Origin of the sequence: Actinotalea ferrariae CF5-4 (assembly GCF_000603945.1) — a bacterium.
GTDB lineage: Bacteria > Actinomycetota > Actinomycetes > Actinomycetales > Cellulomonadaceae > Actinotalea > Actinotalea ferrariae.
This window is the reverse complement of record NZ_AXCW01000014.1, coordinates 1-19030: the sequence shown is the minus strand read 5'-3', so window position 1 is coordinate 19030 and position 19030 is coordinate 1. Positions and strand designations below refer to the sequence as shown.

Sequence of the window (19030 nt, the reverse complement as noted above, 5' to 3'; positions counted from 1 at the left end):
TCGGTGCCCGACCCCGCGGAGGAGTCGGGCACCGACGGGCAGGGGTCAGCGCAGGTCGCTGAGGGGGATCCACTCGGCGCGCTCGGTTCCCTTCTGCTGCACGAGGGCTTCACGCCCGCGGACCTGCAGGACGATGACCTCGACGACGTCGTTGCGGCTGAACTCGGCGGTGACGTGCTGGCCGGGGCGGATGCTCATGGCGTTCTCCTGGTGGTCCGGCCCTTCCGGGGCCGAAGGCGGGTGGACCGTCGGGGCGGGTCCGCCTTCACCGGTCACCGTGGGCGCGCACCCGACCAGGACAGTGACTGGGACGGTGACGTGCGTCACAACGGTCGGCGGTGGCGGGGGTGGCGGCTCAGGGCCGCTCACGCCGAAGGTGAGCTGGAGCGCGAGAAGCACGGTGTTGGCGACCGCCGTGATCGTGTTGATCGTCTCCCGCCGGGCCGCGCCTCGGTCGTTCGCCGGCCGTGCGGTGGCGCGCCCGCGCAGCTCCCGCCGGGGCGGGTCCGGCGAAGGTCCGGGCGGGGCGTTCTCGGTCACGCTTCTACCATCGACCGCTCGTCCAGCCAGATGGTGTCGAGGTCGTCCAGGGCGTCGCTGAGGGCAGGTGTCCATGGGCGTTCGCCGACTCGGGCGGTCGCAGACACCACGGGTCGGCGAGCATCTTGCGCGCTGGGATGCCCGGTGGGGCAGGGGCAGGGTGTGGCTCATGGGCCGCATGAGAGCCTCCCCGCCCAGCTACCGTCGCGCCCTGATGGCGGTCAGGTCGAGCGGACCGGCAGCGGCCGGGCGAACCGGGCCATGTACGGGTCCGAGCTCCACGCCCACCCCGGTGCGGCCCCGGGGTCCTGCGCAGCGAGCACGGACGCGACCACCCCCGCGGGGTCGCAGTGGTACGGGCTGGAGGACCAGGACGCGTTCGCCTCCACCACCGCCCACGCCCCGTCCGCGAGCCGCCCGACGTCGAGCACGTACCCGGCTGGCCCGTCGACCGTCGCGACGACCCCGCCGGCGAACGCGACCGCCTCGGACGGGTCCGGCGCCGCGGTGCCGTCCTCCCACGCGTCCCAGGTGAGCCCGTCAACCAGGTACGCCGACGCGGCGACCACCCGCGGCCGCCCGCCCGGGCCAGGAGCGACGAAGCACCGGAACTCCTCGACGAACCGCACGACCTCGGACAGCACGACCGTCGATGAGCTCGGGAGGCCACGGTCGCGCAGCGCCCTGGTCACCGCCTCAGCCGAGGGGTACGCGGCAGCGTCCAAGCCCCGCACCTTGATCTCCGCGGGCTTGGCGAACAGCGGCCCACCGGTCGCCCACAGCGGGCTGGCCGGCACGTCCTGCAGTGGCCCGGCCCACACCCGCCGCCGCAGATGCTGCGGCGCGACCCGCGTGAGCCACCGCGGCCCCGGGGACCACAGGACCGGCTGGGTGACACCAGGGGTGACGGCCAAGCGCGCGACGTGCTGATGCGGGCACCACCACGCCGTCGAGCGGGTGTCCGCCGGGACGTCCAGCCCCAGGTCGTGCACCACCGGCACCACCGAGCCGCCGCGCAGGTCGCGCGCCAGCCAGCCGGCCGTGGTCACGACCCGCAGCTCGGTGAAGGGTCCGCCGCTCATGACGGGCTGATGTGCGGACACCTCACGGGACGCCGACGAGGGCGTCCTCGAACGGCAGCAGCGGGGACACCGCGGGGAACACCCACTCGAAGCAGACGACCGCAGCAGCACCGGCCAGGGTGAGCGCGATCAGGGCCCGGACCGGCACCGGCCCGGGAAGATGCCGCCACAGCCACGCGTACATCAGGCCTCCTGCCCGGTCAGCTCGGCCGGTGTGCCAGACGTCGCCGGCCACCAGTAGTCCAGGATGCCGTGGACGATGAACCGCTCCCGCGCGGAGAACATCGGGTGGCACGTCGTCAACGTGATGATCTCCTCGACCGCCTGCCCCGTCGGGTCCCCGGGGTTCGGGGCGATCACCTCGACGTCACCGGGGAGCACCACGTCGCTGGAGGTGACCCGGTACACGTACCAGGCGTCCTCGGTCTGCACGATCAGCGGGTCCCCGACCTGCAGCTCCGCGACCCGGTTGAACGGCTTGCCGTACGTGACCCGGTGCGCGGCGACGGCGAAGTTGCCCACCTGCCCGGGCATCGCGGTGCCCGGGTAGTGCCCGATGCCCTTGGGGTCCAGGACGGTGGCCCGGTCGACCCCCTGGGTGACCGGGCGCGCGTAGTCGTACCCCCACCTGGGCACATGCAGGACGGCGAACGTCTCCCCGTCGGCGGGTTCGGCGATCGCCGGCCCGGGACCGGGCTCCTTGCGTGGCCGGTCGGCCGGCGGGGCTGACGGCTGCGCCCACTCCAGGGACGCGACAATCTCCTCGTGCACCTCCTCGGCCTGCACGTCGGTCCACCACAGCAGCCACAGCAGGTACAGGCCGGCGAGCACGGCGCTGGTCACCAGGAGCTCCCCGACGACGGTGCGAGCACGGGACGTCACGGATCGGCGCGGTCGACGCGTCCGGCGGGTGTCCGGCGCCGTCGGGTCCTGCTCGAGCGGCAGCCCGTCGGCGGGGACGGGTGCGGTGAGGATCTGCTCCCACGGGTCAGGGTCGGTGGCCAGGTCGGCGAAGGTTGCGTCACGCAGAGGACGCGGCACGGCAGGCAAGGCATGATCCGCCGGCCGTGCGGGGGAGTGGGCGTCCGGGTGCACCCGGGGGAACGGGGGCGGCGTCAACGGTGACGACGTCGGTGCGGGGGCCGCAGCGACCGGGCCGGGCGCGGGCGCCGGCCGAGACGCGCCGCGCACAGGAACCGGGACCGGCGGCGCCGAGGACCAGAAGTCCAGGCTAGGGCCGCTCACGAGGTGGCCCAACGGGCGTCGTGGATCTGCTCGGGGGTTCGCCCCAGGTAGTCCCGCCAGACACCAGCCTCGTCACGGACCACCTCGAACTCGCCGCAGCGTCGCTCCCTGCGAAGGGCGGCCGCATGGTCGTGGGCGGCGTCGACGTGCTGCAGCTCGGACCACGCGCCCGATGCCGGGTCCAGGACGCGATCCACGACCCGCCTCGAGCCGGCCATGACGACACCGAACCGTCCCGGCCCGACCCAGCGCTTGGGTGTGCCGAACCGGGTACGCAGCGCCGGGTCGAAGGTGTCAGCCGTCACCGAGGGCGTATGTGCGGCGCCGGCCGGTGCGTGCACCACTAGCCTTCGCACCGTGGGGGACGACGACGTCAAGCTGCTGAAGCTGTCCGAGGTGCAGAAGCTCTGCGGCATCCCGGTGAACACGCTCCGCATGCTGATCGAAGACGACCAGCTCATCGGTGTTGCCCGCAGTGGCAGCGGCCACGCCTACCTGCGGGAAGACGCGGTCCCGCAGTGGGGACAGATCATCGAGATCCTCGAGCGGCAGCGGGCGTTGCACCTGCGACGGGCGCAGATGGCGTTCGCGCGGGTTCGCACCGAGCTGGAGGCGGTCGCCAACGACCTCGAGATGGCGGTGGAGGAGCCGACTCTGCCGCTGGGTGACGACCTGACGGCGTTCAAGGCGTACTCCCACCGGTCCGACCAGACCACGCTGCTCAGCGCCATGCAGCGGCTGGAGGAGACCGTCTGGCGAGTGCGCAGCTACGACGAGGCGCTGCGCAAAGCCCGACGCGCCCCGTAGCAGGGCTCAGCCCTCGGCCTCACCCGCGGGCAGGCCGGAGTACGCGCGGGCGGTCGACGTCAGCCGCTCCATGAACGGCCCGAACACCTCACGCTCGTGCTGGACGTCCAGGGACCGGCGGAACTCGGCGGTCAGGAACCGGCCGAACGCGCCCTCTCCGCGGGACCAGGACGAGCCCGTGCGTTGCGTGAGCTCGCCGACGTGACCGCCCCAGTCCACATGGCCGACGACATGACCGGCCGGCCCGGTCGTGTCCACCACCAGGCCGGAACCGCCGTTCGGTTCGGCTCGGTACAGGTCCACCCGCTGACCACGGGCCATCTCGCCCGTGACCGCGGCCCACACCTGCGGCGCCAGCGCCGACCGCAGTGCCCCCAGGAGGTCCGAGCGTGTCGCGCTCGGGCCCCGGTCGATGTCGACCCAGACCGAACCGGTCCGCATCGGCAGGCCGGGTCGCCCGTCCGGTCGCTCCAGGACGGCGACCCTCACCGACTCACCGGCCGGTCCGCTGACACCCCCTCGGGGGTAGGTGTCGGCGAGCACGACGAACTGCGCGTCCTCGCTGGTGCGGACCCGCACCCGGATGCTCCGCAGACCCAGGACGGTGCCCCCGTCCGCATGGATCGTGGCCGTCCCGTGCACCTCGGCGGCCCGCAGGGCAGCCAGGATGCGGCTCGCCCGGCGCAGCAGCCGGCGGGAGCCCCGGTCCGTGGGCACCCCGTCGACGTCCACGTCGCCGATCGCGACGACAGGCAGGGTCGTGCCCACGCCGAGGGTCGTGGTCAGGTCGGCCATGTCAGGTCCTCCGGTGCGGCGAGACGGTCGGTGGGGATGCTCACGCGCCGGCGGAACGACACCACGGGGTGTTCGGCGCCGCGCCACACAAGCGGGCACGGCAGGTCTGCGTGCGCGGGGTTCGCCGGGTGCTCGAGGTTGTGGAACTGGCGGGCCGTCCAGTCGACGTTCACGCCGTCGACCTGCACCCACCAGTGCTCGTCGACGAGCGGTTCGTCCGCGTCAGAGCCGCGCACCAGGGACGTCACGAGCCCCGCGGCGGCGGCGAGCTCGGCGAACCGGCGGGACATCTGCTCGCACGCCACCTCGTCGGAACGGGCCTGACCGGCGTCGTCCAGGTCCGGGTAGGCCGCCCAGAGGGCGGCGTCACCCGTGCCGGCGAACTCCTCCAGCAGGGTCTCGAGGCTCCTGCTCAACGGGTCAGGGCCTCACGCAGCGCGGCGAGCTGGGCCTGCGCGACGTGGTCGCGGTGGAGCTCCTCCACGTCCTTCGAGACGTCCGGGAACCGTCCGCCCTTGCGCTGGAGCCGCAGCCCGCAGCGGCACACACCGGTTCCGATCATCGTGAAGCCGCCGGGGCCCACGTCCCACCCCAGGTACAGGTGCTCGCCCGCGACCCTCGCGAGGACCGGGACGGCAGCGGTCTCGTCCAGGAGCGCGTCCACCGGGCGCGGGACGTGCTCGTCACGCGGCAGCGCCTTGCCGGTCAGCAGCCAGTGGGTGAGCCTGGCGACGTTCTCCGGGGAGACGTGCGCCGAGGCTTCCTCGAACCCCCAGTCCAGCGCGCTGTCCGGGGTGAGCATCACCGACAGGTGGTCGGTGCGGCCGTACGGGCGCGTGAACGAGACGCCCATGTCGTGGCGGACGGAGAACATGTGCAGCTGCTCGGGGCGCTCAGGCGTGGTCGTCATGCCCTGCTGATGTGCGGCACGGCGCCGGTGCTGCGTCAGGCGGCGGGCAGGACCACCACCGGGGCGATGAACTGCACCACCGAGGACGTGATCCTCCGGTACTGCCCGTCGTGCAGGACCACGACCTGCATCTTCTCGCCGACCTTCACGACCTCCACCTGCGCCAGCACGAACATGTCGTTGTCGGCCAGCACCTGGTCCCCTTCCCGGGTCAGCGTCCGGGCGGTGAGGTTCAGCGTGTACGTCGAGCGTGCCGTGGTGACGCGGAACGCGCCCCTGGTGTCGTCGGTCAGATGGTCCATGCGTGCCGGATGTGCGGCAGGTCACCGGCCGCGCGCACCGCTACGGTCGTCGACGTGAACGCCCCGGACTGGACTCCCGAGGAGTGGACCGCGGCGGCCGCCGTCGGGACCTTCTTCGTCGCACTGGTCGCGCTGATCGTCGCCGTCGTGCAGACCGAGATCGCCCGCCGTGTCCGCAGAGACCAAGCCCGGCCGGCCATCCACGTCGAGCTGCAGCTCAGCGAGGGTGCCTTCCACGGGGTGGACCTCGTCGTGCGGAACCTCGGCCCCACCGTCGGTACGGACGTCAGACTGGCGTTCGACCCGCCGCTGGTCAGCTCCATCGACCAGGACGCCGCCGGCCGTCGCATCAGCGACCTGGCGTTCCTGGCCGAAGGCATCCCGAGCCTTGCCCCCGGCGGGGAGATCCGGACCTTGTTCGACGCCTTGACGGCGCGCCGAACGGAAGGTCTGCCCGAGCGGTACCGCGTGACCGTCAGCTGCCGTGACGCGCGCGGGAAGCGGCAGCCGGCGCTCACGTACGTGCTCGACATGGGCGCGTTCTACGGGCTGCGCGCGACGCAGCGCCGCACCGTGCACGACGTCGCGGTAGCGCTCCGCTCGATCGACAAGCGGCTACGGACGTGGACCGTGCGCGGCCGGCTCGGTGTGTGGGCGCAGAACGACAGCGACCGCATGCGCGCGGAGCTCGGCGGGATGAACCTCACCGCCCTCGACCAGCTCAACGTAGGGATGCACCCCCGTCAGGCCGAGATCGAAGCCCTCCTGGGCCGGGAGCCGCCCCCGCTGCGTGGGCTCACCGCTGGCGTTCGATCCGTGTTCGCCTGGCTGCGACGTCGACGATGACGACGGTCTTGCCGGCGGCGCGCGCCACCTTCACCGCTGAGGCCGTCCCACCGGTGGTCTTCGTGGGGTCCCACACCGCGATCACCAGGTCCGCGTCACGGACCATGAACCCGTTGCGGGCGTGCAGGAGCCGCACGTCGTAGTCCGCAGCCAGCACCAGCGTGCGTTCGGCGGCGCCGAGCATCTTCCGCCACGTGTCCTGGTCCTCCGGACGCCACCGGGCCGCCTGCGTCAGGCACGGGACGTACGCCCACAGGCGCAGCCCGGCGCGGCGCGCGGACCGCGCCCACCACGTGTCCGCCCCGAGCGCGGCACCGGTGATCGCGACCTGCGCGTGGTGCTCGTCGCGGACCTTCACCGCGAGCCGGTCCAGCTCGGCGCGAGCCCAGGTCACCTACTCAGGATCCAGGTGCTGCGGTCGGTGACCGGTGACCATCACGCGGGTCCACCGGTCCGCCGGGTGCCCCGCCAGGTCCGCGCGCACGCCCATCAGGGCGCGGCCGAGCTCGTTGCGACCCGGCCACGCACGGTGCTCGTCACAGCTGCACTGCCCCCACACCTGGTCGTGCCAGGCGCGCTTGGCGTCACCGGTTCCCTCGATGAGCAGGGCGTCACCGGTACCCAGGAGGAGGCCGCGCAGGTCAGGGTCCTCGAACTTCGCGCGCAACGCCATGCGCATGACGTCGAACCGCACCTGCTCGTCCCACCGAGGCCGCAGCGTCACTCGACGTCCGCGGCGCTTGGCCTCCGCCGGTGTCGGCGCAGCCCGCACGTGCTCACGCTCGTCACGGTCCAGGGACTTCGACGCGTTGAACAGGTGCTCCACGGACCCGAACCGCACACCACCGAGGACCAGCGGGTGCTGGTGGAAGTTCGACAGCCACCCGTGAGGACCCTCGAACCGGTCGATCAGCATCGTCGGGTCGGCGTACGCCTCGGACATCACTCGCGCGCCCGCAGCGCCGGACAGGACGGTCATGCGACAGGGCCGACGACCAGCAGACCGGTCGTGGCCAGCAAGGCGTAGCCGGTGTACGCGGTCAGACCCACGCACAGCACCCACTCCCGCTTCGAGCCGGTCCGACCCAGCACGGGCACGGCCATGTACCCGTTCTTCATCCACAGCCGCGACAGGAACGGAGTCGCCGACCACGCCTTCGAGGGCTTCGGGATCCACGGCCACAGCAGCGGCACCCCACCCTTGGTGAGCATGTCGCCCAGCAGGTGCACGATCACGCCGACCATCACCGACAGCGGCAGCCACGCCAGCTGATCCGGCGCGAACCACAGGACCCCGGCGACGACCACCGCCGCACCCGTCCACAGCTTGACGATCCCACCGCGCGAGATGCGCAACGCCTTCGTGGCGAACGCGACCAACGCCAGCAGCAGCAGCGCCGACCCGGCCGGGATCGTCCCGAACACCGGCACCTGCGCCTCCCACCGGCCCAGCGCGACAGCCCCGAGGGTGAAGCCCACGACCGCGAGGATCGAGTGCATGCCGTGACGGTGCCCGCCGGACGCCGTCTGGGTGACCGCGGCCGCAGCCCGTGTGACCAGGCCGCCGGAGTGAGCGATCGTCCCGTTGTGATGGTCCACGTCCGGCAGCAGCGCCGCGCCGGCGGTCACCAGGGACCCCACGACGACCGACGACGCCGGCAGCGGATCCAACCCGAGGGTGTACGGGGCGGTGGAGGTGATCGCCACCCAGGCGGCGGCACCGGAGATCGCGTGGTGGGCTCCCATCATGCTCACCTGATGTGCGGCAGCCCTGCCCGTTCGCGCAGGTCACGTCTACGCTCCGAACCATGACCGAGACCACGTCACCGGCCGGCGCGGACGTCGCACCGGACCTCGCCGCGCAGCGCGCTGCGCTGGACACGCTCGAGGCGGCGCCCGGTGGGACCCGAGCCCTGGAGGTCATCCAACGGGTCGCGCACCTGTCCGCGGGGGAGCGGATCGCGTTGACCAGCTCGTGGTTCATGGGCGCCGGTGGACCCCGCACCCGCGACTTCCGGGAAGCGGCCCGGGAGGTCGAAGGTCACCTGGACGGTGAAGTGCGTGACGCCCTCCGGACCCTGGTCGCCGCGTGCCGGAACAGCACCCAGCAGCAGGCGAAGGAGGACGCCCGGCACCCGTGGGACCTCGCGTACTGGGCCGCGGCCGCCGCCGTCACCGACGGGCAAGCGGACCCCGGCGCCGTCCAGCAGCTGCACGGCATGCTCACCGAGCCGCTCGGCCCGTTCCCGGACCGGATGGCATCCAGCACCGAGCGGACCTGCCTGTGGCTCGCCGAGCACGTCTCCGACATCAACAAGGGCGACTACGACGGTGACGAGGATGCGCTGCCCCCGCTGACCGACGCCCAGCTCGCACGGGTCGCCGCCTGGTTGACCGCCCAAGCCGACGCGCACGGGGTCCTCTGGCCCGGTGCCGGACGCACCTGGCAGCAGTACCCGGGGGAGATGCCGCCAGTGAGGCTGGAGCAGCGGGGCGCAGACGACTGGGTGCTGACCGTCGCCGGTGTTGGGGGCCGCAAGGACGCGACCCGTGACGGGGTCCTGGACGCCGCGGCGGACATGCTCCGGGACTTCGAGGAGCGCCACCCCGATGGGGAGGTCGACATGAGGTTGAGGCACCTGGCTACGTGGGTGCGAGCGTGCCCCGGGCCAGCGCTTCGCACCTGGCTGGAGGACGTCACCGCCAGGTGAGGTTCACGCGGCCGCCGGCAGCGGCTCCCCGTCGGCAGGCGCGACCGTGCCTGGGATCGCGGTCCGCTGCGCGGTGACTCGGTCCAGGGCTCCGGACTGCTCCGGTGCGGTGGCCGCCCGGGTGCGGCGACCCTTGGAGGTCGGCACCGGTTCCGCGGATCGCTGGACCAGCTCCACCGACAGGTGCGTCACCGCCAGCAGCACGACCGGCGGCACGGAGGCGACCAACGCCGACACCACGGCCGGCACCACCCCGTCCGCCGCGAGGATCGCGTGCAGGGCGTTCGCCGCCACGGACACCAACGCCCCGCCGGCGAGCAGCGCCCACGGGTACCACAGGGCGCGCCGGCCGTGCGCCGCGAGGGCCACGATCGACATCGTCGCGACGACGATCAGGCCGTCGACGATCAGCGGCCAGATCCACGCGAGCGTCGCGTTGATCCCCGCCATGACCGCCAGGTCGGTCAGGGACGCGAACGACAGGACGAACGCGCCGACGGCGAGCACGACGGTCCCGACCAGCGACGCGACCACCACCCGTCGGGACACGGCAGGGACGTTGCGGCGAGGTGCGGTGGGCATGACGGGTCCTCCTGAGGCGGGGTGGGGTCGCGGTACCTATGTGCGGCACGACCACCCGTCCGCCTCAGGGCGCCGGGACCTGCTTCGCGGCCTGATCCCGCATCCCCACGAGGTTCGCGCGCAACTCCCTCGCCGCCCTGACCGCGCACGACGTCAACGCCGCAGCGAGCAGGCCGCGACCGGACAGCGCACCGGCGGCCGCGACGAGCGGGCAGAGGATGACCGCCAGGGTCAGCGCCTGCAGGTACCTCGCCAGCGACGGACGTGACACGGGTCGTTGCGGCGCCTGGTGCGGTTCACCGTGCTCGGCCGCGTACGCGGCGACCTTCGACCGCCACGTGTGCCGCACCTCTGCGGTCTGCCACCAGGTCATCACCGAGAACGCCCACAGCATCGGCAACCCGAGGACCACCGATGCGAGGTCCAGCATCCCCACGGCAAACCGTTCAACCGGGTCGAGGAGCTCCAGGTCGGTGACCCCCTCGTCGTGCAGACGGAGACCACCTGGTACGTCTACCGCGTGACAGACACGCGGATCGTCGATCCGACCGCTGTCGAGGTGGTCGCTCCTGTCCCCGGCGAGCCGGGCGCCACACCTACTCGCGCCATGATCACTTTCACCACGTGCCACCCGGAGTTCTCGCTGAAGCAGCGGTTCATCGTGCACGGAGAGCTCGACTACTGGATGCCGGTCAGCGAGGGCACTCCCGCTGAGATTCTCGGAGGTGCCTGATGTACGCGTACCTGTGGCGGACGCTGCCCGGCCCGGCTTGGGCACGTTGGCTGACCGCGCTCGCCCTGGCCGCGGATCGACGCGCTCGGACGTGACGTGCGTCTCGCCACCGGGATCTGCTTCGAGGTCGCCTACGCGGACCTCATCCGCGAGGGAGTCCTCGACGGGGCAGAGGTGATCGTCATCCCGACCAACAACGCCTCGTTCGGGCGCACCCCGGAGTCGACCCAGCAGCTGGCGATGTCCCGCTTCCGCGCGGTGGAGCACGGCAGGTCGACGTCCAGGTCTCCACCGTGGGCGTCAGCGCCATGATCAGGCCGGACGGTACGGTCGTCGCACGGGACCGGTCTGTTCACCGACCAGGAGCTCCTCGCCTCACTGCCGCTGCGCGCCGCGCTCACCCCGGTGGCGCGACTGGGCGCCACGCCGCAGACCGCCGTGTACCTCCTGGCGGCGGCGGCCATCGTCAGCGGTGCGCTGGCAGGCAGCCGACGACGCGGCCGCGACCGCAGCCGGCGTCCCTTCCCGCGGCGGCTCCGCGTGCCGGGCGACCAGGCCCTGACGCTGCGCGTGCGGGCCCTGAGGGTGCCGGGCCGGGAGTGGGTCACCCGCGTGTGGCCCCCGTGGCTGGAGTGGCGCCTGATCGTCGGGCTCCTCGTGCTGATGGCCGTCGCGGCCTACACCGGGGTCCGGCTCGGCCAGGACATCGTCGAGAAGACCACCACCACGGTGTCGATAACTTCCCAGGCCGCGGCCCCCGGAAGCTCGACCATCACGGTTGCCCCGGTGGCGCCCCGGAGGGCCGCGTACCGTTCAAGCGCGCGAGGTAGGCGTTGTACTCCTCGAGCTCGGCGTCGGCGCCGCCGTCGCGGTCGATCTGCCGGTCCCGCGCCCTGGACCGCTGGGTGTCGCTGCGCTGCCACCTGCTGGCGATCAGCAGGAGCATCAGCAGTCCCGGCGCCTCCCCGTAGGACCAGGCCAGCCCGCCGGCCAGCTGCTGGTCCCGCAGGGCATCGATCTCCCAGCCGACCGGCGGCGCAGCGAACAAGGGGACCATCGGCGCGGTGGCCATCATCACGATCACCCCGAAGAACGCGTGCAGGGGCATCTCCAGCACCAGGTCCAGTGCCCGCCCATGATGCGTCTGCCGGATCGGCAACGGGTCGGTGGACAGCACCGGCACCGTGAACAGCAGCCCGGCCACCAGGAACCCCACCTCCAGGGCCAGGTGCCCGGTCCACGTCCGCAGCAACGGGTCGGCGAGCTCGGCCAGGTACAACCCGTAGAACGCCAGCAAGAACAACGGCACCATCACCGCCGGGTGCACGAGGACCCGACTGACCGGGCTGCGCAGGGCCCGCCGCGCCGTGACCAGCACCAGCCGGCCCACCCCCCGGTGCGGTGTGGCGCGCAGCAGCAACGTGCCGGGGCGCCCCAGCACCAGCAGCGGCGGGACGAGCATCATCAACGTCAGCTGCTGGAACATGAACGCCGAGAACAGCCGCAGCCCGTACCCCTCGATGCCCGCGCCCGTCACGACCGCCAGCACCACACAGCCCACCGTGAACGAGATGGTCGCGCCGATCGACCAGCGCCGCCCTCGCAGCCACAGCCGGCCCGCGCCCGCCAGGTACAGCGCCAGCAGCACCGCGGCCAGCACCGGAAGGACCGGCACCGGTTGCAGCGTCGGGGCCAGCATCGTCTCCAGGGACGGCGGTGCGGTCGGCAGCCACACCGGCCCGGTCACGCCCGGGTCGTCCTGCACCCGCTCCTCCTCCGGTCTGTGCGCTCCGTCGGACAGACACACCGGCCTGTAGGCCATCGTGCAGTCAGGAAGGCCAGGGCGACCACAGCGCTAGGGTGACGTTATCTGAAGATCCACGCAGATGAGGAGATGACCATGGGTCGGGTCCTGCCGCTGGACGGCTGCGTCGGTGGTGATCCGCAGTCCCAGCGCGTGGCGCTGGTGCGCGCCAGCGTCCCGGACGACGTCGAAGCGGGGACGCTGGCCGGGCTGTTCCGGCTGCTCGGTGACGTACGGCGCACCAAGATCCTCTACGCGCTGCTGGAGGCCGGTGAGCTGTGCGTGTGCGACATCTCCGCGGCGGTCCAGGTCCCCGAGGCGTCGGTGTCCCAGACGATGCGTCTGCTGCGCGCCTCGGGGGTGGTGGACAACCGGCGTGAGGGCCGCCGGGTGTACTACCGGTTGGCCGACGCCCACGTGCGGATGCTGCTGGACGTGTGCCGGGAGCACACCGGACACGAGGGGAGCCGCTGATGGGCGCCGGGCACGGTCACGGTCCCGTCGCTGAGCACGCTGGTGGGCGTTACCGACGCCGCCTGGCCGGGGCGTTCCTCCTGACCGCGACCTTCTTCGCGGTCGAGCTGACGGCGGGGCTGGTCTCCGGCTCGCTCGCGCTGATCTCCGACGCCGGGCACATGGCCGCCGACGTCGTGGCCCTCGGGGCGGCCCTGCTCGCCACCCGGATCGCCACCCGCCCCGACCCCACGGGGCGGCGAACCTACGGCTCGTACCGCGCGGAAGTGTTCGCCTCCGGCCTCACCGTGCTGATCATGCTCGGCGTCGGGGTGTACGTGGTGGTCGAGGCGATCAGTCGGATCGGCGAGGACCCGTCCCTGCCCTCCGGTGTGATGCTCGTGGTCGGCCTCGCCGGCCTGGTGATCAACGTCGTCTCCATGGTGCTGCTGCGCAGCGGGTCCAAGGACAGCCTCAACGTCCGGGGCGCCTACTTCGAGGTGGTGGCCGATGCTGCCGGTTCCGTCGGCGTCATGGTCGCCGGTGTTCTGATCATCACCACCGGGCGACCGGTCTGGGACCTGGTGGTGGCCCTGGCGATCGCCGTCTTCGTCATCGTGCGTGCCATCACACTGGGACGGCAGGTCCTCGCGGTACTGGGCCAGCACGCCCCCGTCGGCATCGACCCGGAGGCCGTCAGCCGAGAGCTGGGCGCCGTGCCCGGCGTGAGCGCCGTCCACGACCTTCACCTGTGGGTGCTGACCTCCGGGATGAACGTCGCCACCGCTCACCTCGTCGCGAGCAGCGGCGCCGATCACGCCGCGGTCCTGGCCGGTGCCCGGGACGTCCTCCGCGATCGCTTCGGCATCTCCCACGCCACGCTCCAGGTCGAAACGGCCCAGCAGCAGCACGAGTGCTCGGACCTGACCTGGTAGCCGCTCAGCCGTCCGGCGCCCCCGCCGAGCGCTTGGAAGGCTCTGGTTGCTCGGTGCGCCCTGGGGCGGGGGCGTCGGTGCGTCCGGCCAGGCGTGTGAGCATCGCGTTGTAGGCGGCCAGGTCGGCGTCGCCGCTGCGGTCCGCGGCGCGGTCCAGACGCTTCGCGGTGCGCTCGTCGTCCTTGGTCCACGCAAGGGCGATACCGATCGCCAGGGCGAGCATCGGCACCTCGCTGATGCCCCACGCGATCGCGCCACCGGCCCGCTGGTCGTCCAGCGCGGACGGCCCCCACGGCCGACCCAGCATCCCAAACCAGTCAGGTACAAGGAGGGTCTCCTGCATGACCAAGGCGACACCGAAGAACGCGTGGAACACCATGGTCGCGAAGAGCAGCAGGAGGCGGATCGGGAACGCGGGCCGCCGTGGGCCCGGGTCGATGCCGACCAGAGCGTTGACGAACAGGTAACCGGCGACGGTGAAGTGCGCCACCATCAGCACGGTTCCGATCTGCCAGCGAAGGGCGTACTCGAACGCCGGCGTGTAGTAGAAGATCACCATCGACCCGGCGAAGTTCCCCGCAGCCACGACCGGGTGCGACCAGAACCGCGCCCAGGGCGAGTGGACGAGTCGCAGCAGCCACTCCCGCGGCCCCCAGGAGGCGTCGTGCCGCACCGGCAGAGCACGTGCGGCGAGCGTCACCGGCGCCGACAGGGCAAGGAAGATCGGCACGACCATGACCAGGACCATGTGCTGGACCATGTGCGCGCTGAACAGCACGTGCCCGTACACCGCCGGGCCGCCGGAGGTCACCCATCCCAGCAGCACGAGCCCCGTGACGGCACACGCCGTCCGGGTCAACGGCCATCGGTCCCCGCGAGCACGCAGGCGGCGCACCCACCGCAGGTAGACGACCAGGGCGCTGGCGCAGCCGGCCGCGATGATCAGGTCCCACCGGAAGGACGTCAGCCACAGCTCGACGGTCGGCGGCGGCGGCAGCGGGTGACCGGTGATGACCTCGGCCGGGGTGAGGTCACCGCTGGCCGTCACCGCGCCGGGTGGTTCGGTGCTGCCGAGCCCGACCGCGACACCGGACACGGCGCCCATGACCGCGAGCTCGACGGCCACGAGGCGCCAGAACAGCGCGGGTGCTCGACCCGACGCTGTCGGCTCGAGTCGGGGTATCACGGCCCGACGATGCACCAGGCCGAGGAGCGCCAGGCCCGCGGTGAGCAGCACCTTGGCGACGACCAGCGTTCCGTAGGGCGTCGTCAGATCCTGGGGCCCGTCGGTGCGCAGGACTACGTTGACCAGCCCTGAGACCACGACTGCGGCCAGTGACCACGCCGCTACCGGCGACCAGCGCGCGACGGTGGTGCCTAGGGCGCTGCCGAGATGACGAGCCACGAGCGTGATCGCCGCGAGCCCCCCAATCCACAGCGCGGCACCGACCAGGTGCAAGAACATCGCGCCCACGGCGAGCTCATGGTTCACGTCGCCCGACGCGTGCCCCGTCTGGGACCACAGCGCGAACGCTGTCAACGCAGGCACGGCCGCGACAACGGCGCTTCGTGGTCCTGTGACCAGCAGCGCGAGGACCGTGGTGATCGCCGCCAGCACGGTGACGCCCAGCAGGGTGCGCCCACCGGAGACCGACCCCACGTACAGCGCGAGCTGGCTGCCGAACCCTTCGGCCTGCGGCGACGTCCCGGTGATCCTGGCGTACGTCAGCACCGCGTCCACGACGCTCAGCACCGTCCACATGCCGGCGGCCGCCCCGGCCACCACCCCCGCGGCAGGCCACGCCTTCGCCCCCACGGCTTCCCGGGAAGATCCGCTGGGAAGGATCGCCACCACCAGGAACAACGCCCCTACAGTCACCGCAGCTGCGAGCTGAGACAGCACGGTGACGACCGGCGAGGACCAGCGGACCAGTGCACCGGGGTCGGCCAGCACGGTCGCCTGCCACGCACCAGACCACCCGCCACTGGCCAGCACCACGACCACCGCCACCACGGCACCCACGATCACGCCGAGGCGACGGCGCCCAGCGCGTGCCTCTCTCGGGTCCGCGTCGGGCGCTGCCCCGGCTCGAGGTGGAAGCACCCTGCTCACGGCTCAGTGCTCCGCTCACCGCCACTGCGCCGCCGCAGTAAGACCGCTCCACCAACCGCCACGATCACGGCGGCGATGGCAAGCCCCACAGCCGCCGGCGCACCACCGCCGCTGCCGTCCCTGTCCTCCGGCTCACCCCGGTCCGGTCCCGCCTCCCCGGCGCCCGAGCCGGGCTGCTCCGGCGCCGCCACGGGCTCCGGCGGAGGCGACATCGCCGGCGCGCTCGGTGACGGCTCCGGTGCGCTCAGGCTTTCAGGCGCCGCCTCGGCGGTGAAGCGGAAGGTCCCGTCGACAGGATGTCCGTCACCGGACACGGAACGCCAGGTCACCTGGTACTCCCCGGACGGGAGACCTTCGCGCAGCGGCTGGGTCACGGTGACGCCGGACACCGTCGTGGCACCCTCGCCCCACTCCTGCCCGTCAGGCCCGATCACCGCGACGACGGCACCCACGGCGAGCTGGTCAGCGGAGAACGTCAGCACCACCGCGTCAGGTTCCTCGACCGTCGTCCCGTCACCGGGCTCAGTGCTCACCAGGGCGTCGTGGGCCACCGCCTGGCCCGGGGTCCAGCCCAGGAGCAGCAGCGAGGCAACCAGGACTGCGCCGGCACGGGCAAGGCACGCCCCCGCGCGGGCGTGTGGCAACACTTGCAGGTCGGCTGACACAACCATGGGATCGGACCCTCTTTCGTCGTCTGCTCGTGCCCGTCCGGCGCTCGAAGTCCTCGGTACGGGCTCTGGCCATCCTGCCTGACGCCCGGCTGCGCGCCCGATCGCGAGTCGACGCTGGCCCCGGTTCATGCGACGTGAACCCACGACCGGCCTGACACCACCGGCGCGAAGCGGCACACATCGGACGCCAGCCCATTCCGATCGGCCGCCGCGCCGCTCGCCCTCACGCGGCGACCGGCAATGAGCGGTGAAAGTACTCACATGAAGGTGACTCGAGTTCGTGCGGGACTCGGCGCGCTGGCCGTCGGTTCGATGCTCATGGCCCTCGCCCCGCTGGCTCCGGCTCAGGCCGATGAGTACGACGACCGCCGCAGCGAGAACGAGTCGCGCCAAGAAGCCGTGGACGAGGCGATGTCCACGCTGGAGGAGGAACTCGCCCACACCGACGCCGCACTGGTGCAGGCCTACGCCGAGCTCCAGGCCCTGGACGCGGCGATCCCGGTCGCCGAGGCGGAGCTGGTCGCCGCCGAGGCAGAGCTCGCACGGCTCCAGCTGGAGGCCGACCTCATCGCCCAACGGCTCGAGGCCGCACAGGCGCAGGAGGAGAACATCACCGCGCAGGTCGATGCCGACACCGACCGCGCCGAGGACATCCGCGCGGCCGTCGGGCAGATGGCGCGCGACGCGTACAAGGGGGACATGGCCGAGTCGGCTCTGTCCGCCGTCCTCGATGCGGAGAGCACCGACGACTTCGTGCGGCAGTCAGCCCTGGCGGACATCGCCCTGCGCACCCAGACACAGGCATTGCGCGATCTGGAGCAGCTCAACGGCGTCAACCGGAACCGTGAGGTCCGGCTGACCGCCGTACGCGAGGAGGTCACCACGCTCAAAGCGGAGGCGGACGCCAACGTGGTCGCCGCTGAGGCGGCTCGGGCGGACGCCGAGGCGAAGAAGGTCTCGCTGGAGCAGATGCGCGGCGAGCAAGCGCAGAAGACGGCAGCGATCGAGAGCCAGAAGGCGGCGCAGCAGGCCCGGCAGGCCGAGCTCGAAGCCGAGCAGGCCACGCTGGAGGACGAGCTGGTGGCGATCATCCAGGCTCAGGAGGAGACCCGCCGACAGCAGCAGGCGGCAGCAGCCGCCAGCCAGCGTGAGCAGGGCAGTGCTGCGCCTTCGGCGGCGCCATCGGTGGCCGGTCGTCGGCCTTTCACCAACCCCACGTCGTTCACCCCGTGGGTCCGCACGTCCAAGTACGGCATGCGTTTGCACCCCGTGCTGCAGTACTGGCGCCTGCACGCCGGCCTGGACCTGCGCGCCTACTGCGGCACACCGCTGTACGCGGCCGCGTCGGGCACCGTCCAGTGGGCGGAGTCGCGCGGCGGGTTCGGCAACCAGGTGATGATCAACCATGGTTACTGGAACGGCTCGTCCCTCATGACGAGCTACAACCACATGACCAGCTTCGCCGTCAGCGGCGGACAGACGGTCCAGCAGGGCCAGCTGATCGGCTACGCCGGCAACACCGGCCTGTCCGGCGCCTGCCACCTGCACTTGGAGACCTACCTCAACGGCGCCACGACCGATCCAGAGCCGATGCTCAACTAGCGCACGACAAGCGGCCCTCGGCTACTGCGTCACGAAGGTTGTGAAGAACACGCCCATCACCTCGCCGTGGTAGTCCTCCGCCAGCACAGCAGCGAGCTCCGCCTTCAGCGCCGCGCGCCCGTCCGCGCTGCTGACCTCCTCGATGGTCCGCCCCGAGAACAGGGCGATCGTGCGGTCCAGCGCGATCGATGGGTCGACTTCCTCCTCGACCTCTGCCGTGAGCTGCAGACCCATGCCGATCAGGAGGTACCGGCCGCCGGCCAGGTTGAGGCTGATCGGCTCGAGCTGCTGCACCACACCAGCCTCCGGCGCTTCCTGCACTACGCGCTCCTCAGCGCCTGCCCCTGGACCCATGAGGAACCAGTAGCCGGCCGCCGCGCCGAGGAGGGCGAGAACCGCCAGGATGACGACCATCTTCATGCTGCGCCGCGTCCGCGGGGCCTCCGCGTCCGACGGCTTGGCTGGCGCGGCGCTGCTCTGGGCGCCGATCTTCGGCTTGTTGGCGATAACGCGCTGCTCAGTCACATCGTGGCCACATCTCTCGTTGGACGGCCCCACGGAGCACCGTGAGCCACCGAAGAGATCGGCCGGTCACCGCACGGAAGGAGCATGAGCAACAGGCGAGATGCCATCCGTCCCCGTTCGACCGGTGGGCGGACCGCGAGAGGTGGCGGGATCGTCGGCCGGGGCCTCGCCGTGGCGGGCGCCCCGGGTGGGCTAGGTCAGCTCGATGGCGAGGGAGACCACGTAACCCGCGATGACCAGCCCGAATGCGACCAGCGGCAGCACCAATCCGAGCCGGAGGGTCGCTTGCCGGGCTCAGTCATCTTCCCCTCCTGCACGTGCCTCATCGGATGATTCGGGAGTCTGCCATTCAGCCCTGATCCACCGGTCTGAGG

Annotated in this window: 26 protein-coding genes; 8 read left to right on the top strand and 18 right to left on the bottom strand. The window is 72.0% G+C overall.

Annotation, left to right across the window (positions count from 1 at the left end; all coding sequences use genetic code 11):
* Positions 1 to 45 precede the first annotated feature (45 nt).
* From N866_RS21245 to N866_RS02475, 5 genes are all read right to left on the bottom strand, one after another.
* A complete protein-coding gene (locus N866_RS21245; protein WP_034222139.1) occupies positions 46 to 540 on the bottom strand; it encodes a hypothetical protein in 495 nt (164 codons plus the stop codon).
* Between the two features lie 221 nt (positions 541 to 761).
* The gene (locus N866_RS19670) at positions 762 to 1622 is read right to left on the bottom strand and encodes an ATP-grasp domain-containing protein (protein ID WP_052022284.1); all 861 of its coding nucleotides are present in this window, start codon (positions 1620 to 1622) and stop codon (positions 762 to 764) included.
* A gap of 22 nt (positions 1623 to 1644) precedes the next feature.
* Positions 1645 to 1806: a hypothetical protein gene (locus N866_RS21945; RefSeq protein WP_034222137.1), complete on the bottom strand. Its 162-nt coding sequence runs from the start codon at positions 1804 to 1806 to the stop codon at positions 1645 to 1647.
* Positions 1806 to 2663 carry a class E sortase gene (locus N866_RS02480; RefSeq protein WP_245612337.1) on the bottom strand — a complete coding sequence of 286 codons (858 nt, stop codon included), beginning with the start codon at positions 2661 to 2663 and terminating at the stop codon, positions 1806 to 1808. Before N866_RS02480 ends, N866_RS21945 begins: the two co-directional genes overlap by 1 nt.
* A 200-nt stretch (positions 2664 to 2863) precedes the next feature.
* On the bottom strand, positions 2864 to 3172 hold the full coding sequence (locus N866_RS02475) for a hypothetical protein (RefSeq protein ID WP_034222135.1): 309 nt from the start codon (positions 3170 to 3172) through the stop codon (positions 2864 to 2866).
* A gap of 52 nt (positions 3173 to 3224) precedes the next feature.
* Between N866_RS02475 and N866_RS02470 the strand changes: the two genes are divergently transcribed.
* Complete coding sequence (locus tag N866_RS02470) at positions 3225 to 3674, top strand: hypothetical protein (RefSeq protein ID WP_034222132.1); 450 nt, start codon at positions 3225 to 3227, stop codon at positions 3672 to 3674.
* Positions 3675 to 3680: 6 nt separating this feature from the next.
* Here N866_RS02470 and N866_RS02465 read toward each other — a convergent pair whose 3' ends face one another.
* Genes N866_RS02465 through N866_RS02450 form a run of 4 tightly spaced genes read right to left on the bottom strand, consistent with a single transcriptional unit; the run spans position 3681 to position 5681 of the window.
* On the bottom strand, positions 3681 to 4469 hold the full coding sequence (locus N866_RS02465) for a hypothetical protein (RefSeq protein WP_034222130.1): 789 nt from the start codon (positions 4467 to 4469) through the stop codon (positions 3681 to 3683).
* Positions 4457 to 4885, bottom strand: a complete 429-nt coding sequence (locus N866_RS02460) for a hypothetical protein (RefSeq protein ID WP_034222127.1) — start codon at positions 4883 to 4885, stop codon at positions 4457 to 4459. The genes N866_RS02465 and N866_RS02460 overlap by 13 nt, the downstream gene beginning before the upstream one ends.
* Positions 4882 to 5379, bottom strand: a complete 498-nt coding sequence (locus N866_RS02455) for a hypothetical protein (protein WP_034222125.1) — start codon at positions 5377 to 5379, stop codon at positions 4882 to 4884. The genes N866_RS02460 and N866_RS02455 overlap by 4 nt, the downstream gene beginning before the upstream one ends.
* 35 nt (positions 5380 to 5414) lie before the next feature.
* Entirely contained in the window at positions 5415 to 5681 is a 267-nt protein-coding gene (locus N866_RS02450) for a hypothetical protein (protein ID WP_034222123.1), read from the bottom strand.
* 54 nt (positions 5682 to 5735) lie between these two features.
* Between N866_RS02450 and N866_RS02445 the strand changes: the two genes are divergently transcribed.
* Positions 5736 to 6527, top strand: coding sequence for a COG1361 family protein (locus N866_RS02445; protein ID WP_034222121.1), 792 nt, complete (start codon positions 5736 to 5738; stop codon positions 6525 to 6527).
* Here N866_RS02445 and N866_RS02440 read toward each other — a convergent pair.
* From N866_RS02440 to N866_RS02430, 3 genes are read right to left on the bottom strand one after another with little or no spacing between them, the layout of a single operon-like run.
* Positions 6478 to 6921: a TIR domain-containing protein gene (locus N866_RS02440; RefSeq protein ID WP_034222118.1), complete on the bottom strand. Its 444-nt coding sequence runs from the start codon at positions 6919 to 6921 to the stop codon at positions 6478 to 6480. The genes N866_RS02445 and N866_RS02440 overlap by 50 nt on opposite strands.
* Positions 6922 to 7506 carry an NADAR family protein gene (locus N866_RS02435; protein WP_052022283.1) on the bottom strand — a complete coding sequence of 195 codons (585 nt, stop codon included), beginning with the start codon at positions 7504 to 7506 and terminating at the stop codon, positions 6922 to 6924.
* Positions 7503 to 8273 (bottom strand): metal-dependent hydrolase, encoded by a 771-nt coding sequence (locus tag N866_RS02430; protein ID WP_052022282.1) that lies wholly within the window; start codon positions 8271 to 8273, stop codon positions 7503 to 7505. Before N866_RS02430 ends, N866_RS02435 begins: the two co-directional genes overlap by 4 nt.
* 62 nt (positions 8274 to 8335) lie before the next feature.
* Between N866_RS02430 and N866_RS02425 the strand changes: the two genes are divergently transcribed.
* Positions 8336 to 9238 (top strand): hypothetical protein, encoded by a 903-nt coding sequence (locus N866_RS02425; protein WP_034222116.1) that lies wholly within the window; start codon positions 8336 to 8338, stop codon positions 9236 to 9238.
* A gap of 3 nt (positions 9239 to 9241) precedes the next feature.
* Here the strand turns inward: N866_RS02425 and N866_RS02420 are convergent, their stop codons facing one another.
* Together N866_RS02420 and N866_RS22330 are read right to left on the bottom strand one after the other, a co-directional pair.
* Entirely contained in the window at positions 9242 to 9820 is a 579-nt protein-coding gene (locus N866_RS02420; protein ID WP_052022281.1) for a DUF2637 domain-containing protein, read from the bottom strand.
* A 64-nt stretch (positions 9821 to 9884) separates the two neighbouring features.
* Complete coding sequence (locus N866_RS22330) at positions 9885 to 10256, bottom strand: hypothetical protein (RefSeq protein WP_052022280.1); 372 nt, start codon at positions 10254 to 10256, stop codon at positions 9885 to 9887.
* 51 nt (positions 10257 to 10307) lie between these two features.
* Between N866_RS22330 and N866_RS22325 the strand changes: the two genes are divergently transcribed.
* Together N866_RS22325 and N866_RS02405 are read left to right on the top strand one after the other, a co-directional pair.
* Positions 10308 to 10553 (top strand): sortase domain-containing protein, encoded by a 246-nt coding sequence (locus tag N866_RS22325; RefSeq protein WP_052022279.1) that lies wholly within the window; start codon positions 10308 to 10310, stop codon positions 10551 to 10553.
* Positions 10554 to 10649: 96 nt separating this feature from the next.
* Positions 10650 to 10865 carry a carbon-nitrogen hydrolase family protein gene (locus N866_RS02405; protein WP_034222112.1) on the top strand — a complete coding sequence of 72 codons (216 nt, stop codon included), beginning with the start codon at positions 10650 to 10652 and terminating at the stop codon, positions 10863 to 10865.
* 460 nt (positions 10866 to 11325) lie between these two features.
* On the opposite strand, the gene N866_RS02400 is transcribed toward N866_RS02405, so the two are convergent.
* Positions 11326 to 12318, bottom strand: coding sequence for a cytochrome c oxidase assembly protein (locus tag N866_RS02400; RefSeq protein WP_034222110.1), 993 nt, complete (start codon positions 12316 to 12318; stop codon positions 11326 to 11328).
* A 135-nt stretch (positions 12319 to 12453) separates the two neighbouring features.
* Here N866_RS02400 and N866_RS02395 point away from each other — a divergent pair, with 135 nt between their 5' ends.
* Together N866_RS02395 and N866_RS02390 are read left to right on the top strand one after the other, a co-directional pair.
* Positions 12454 to 12831 carry an ArsR/SmtB family transcription factor gene (locus N866_RS02395; RefSeq protein WP_034222108.1) on the top strand — a complete coding sequence of 126 codons (378 nt, stop codon included), beginning with the start codon at positions 12454 to 12456 and terminating at the stop codon, positions 12829 to 12831.
* On the top strand, positions 12831 to 13745 hold the full coding sequence (locus tag N866_RS02390) for a cation diffusion facilitator family transporter (protein WP_034222106.1): 915 nt from the start codon (positions 12831 to 12833) through the stop codon (positions 13743 to 13745). The genes N866_RS02395 and N866_RS02390 overlap by 1 nt, the downstream gene beginning before the upstream one ends.
* A 4-nt stretch (positions 13746 to 13749) precedes the next feature.
* Here the strand turns inward: N866_RS02390 and N866_RS02385 are convergent, their stop codons facing one another.
* Both N866_RS02385 and N866_RS02380 read right to left on the bottom strand, forming a co-directional pair.
* Positions 13750 to 15768, bottom strand: coding sequence for a bifunctional copper resistance protein CopD/cytochrome c oxidase assembly protein (locus tag N866_RS02385; protein ID WP_245612336.1), 2019 nt, complete (start codon positions 15766 to 15768; stop codon positions 13750 to 13752).
* Between the two features lie 86 nt (positions 15769 to 15854).
* Positions 15855 to 16391, bottom strand: coding sequence for a copper resistance CopC family protein (locus N866_RS02380; protein ID WP_216699360.1), 537 nt, complete (start codon positions 16389 to 16391; stop codon positions 15855 to 15857).
* Positions 16392 to 16790: 399 nt separating this feature from the next.
* Here N866_RS02380 and N866_RS02375 point away from each other — a divergent pair, with 399 nt between their 5' ends.
* A complete protein-coding gene (locus N866_RS02375; RefSeq protein ID WP_034222104.1) occupies positions 16791 to 18131 on the top strand; it encodes a M23 family metallopeptidase in 1341 nt (446 codons plus the stop codon).
* A gap of 21 nt (positions 18132 to 18152) precedes the next feature.
* Here N866_RS02375 and N866_RS02370 read toward each other — a convergent pair whose 3' ends face one another.
* Positions 18153 to 18656: a flagellar basal body-associated FliL family protein gene (locus N866_RS02370; protein WP_034222101.1), complete on the bottom strand. Its 504-nt coding sequence runs from the start codon at positions 18654 to 18656 to the stop codon at positions 18153 to 18155.
* Positions 18657 to 19030 lie beyond the last annotated feature (374 nt).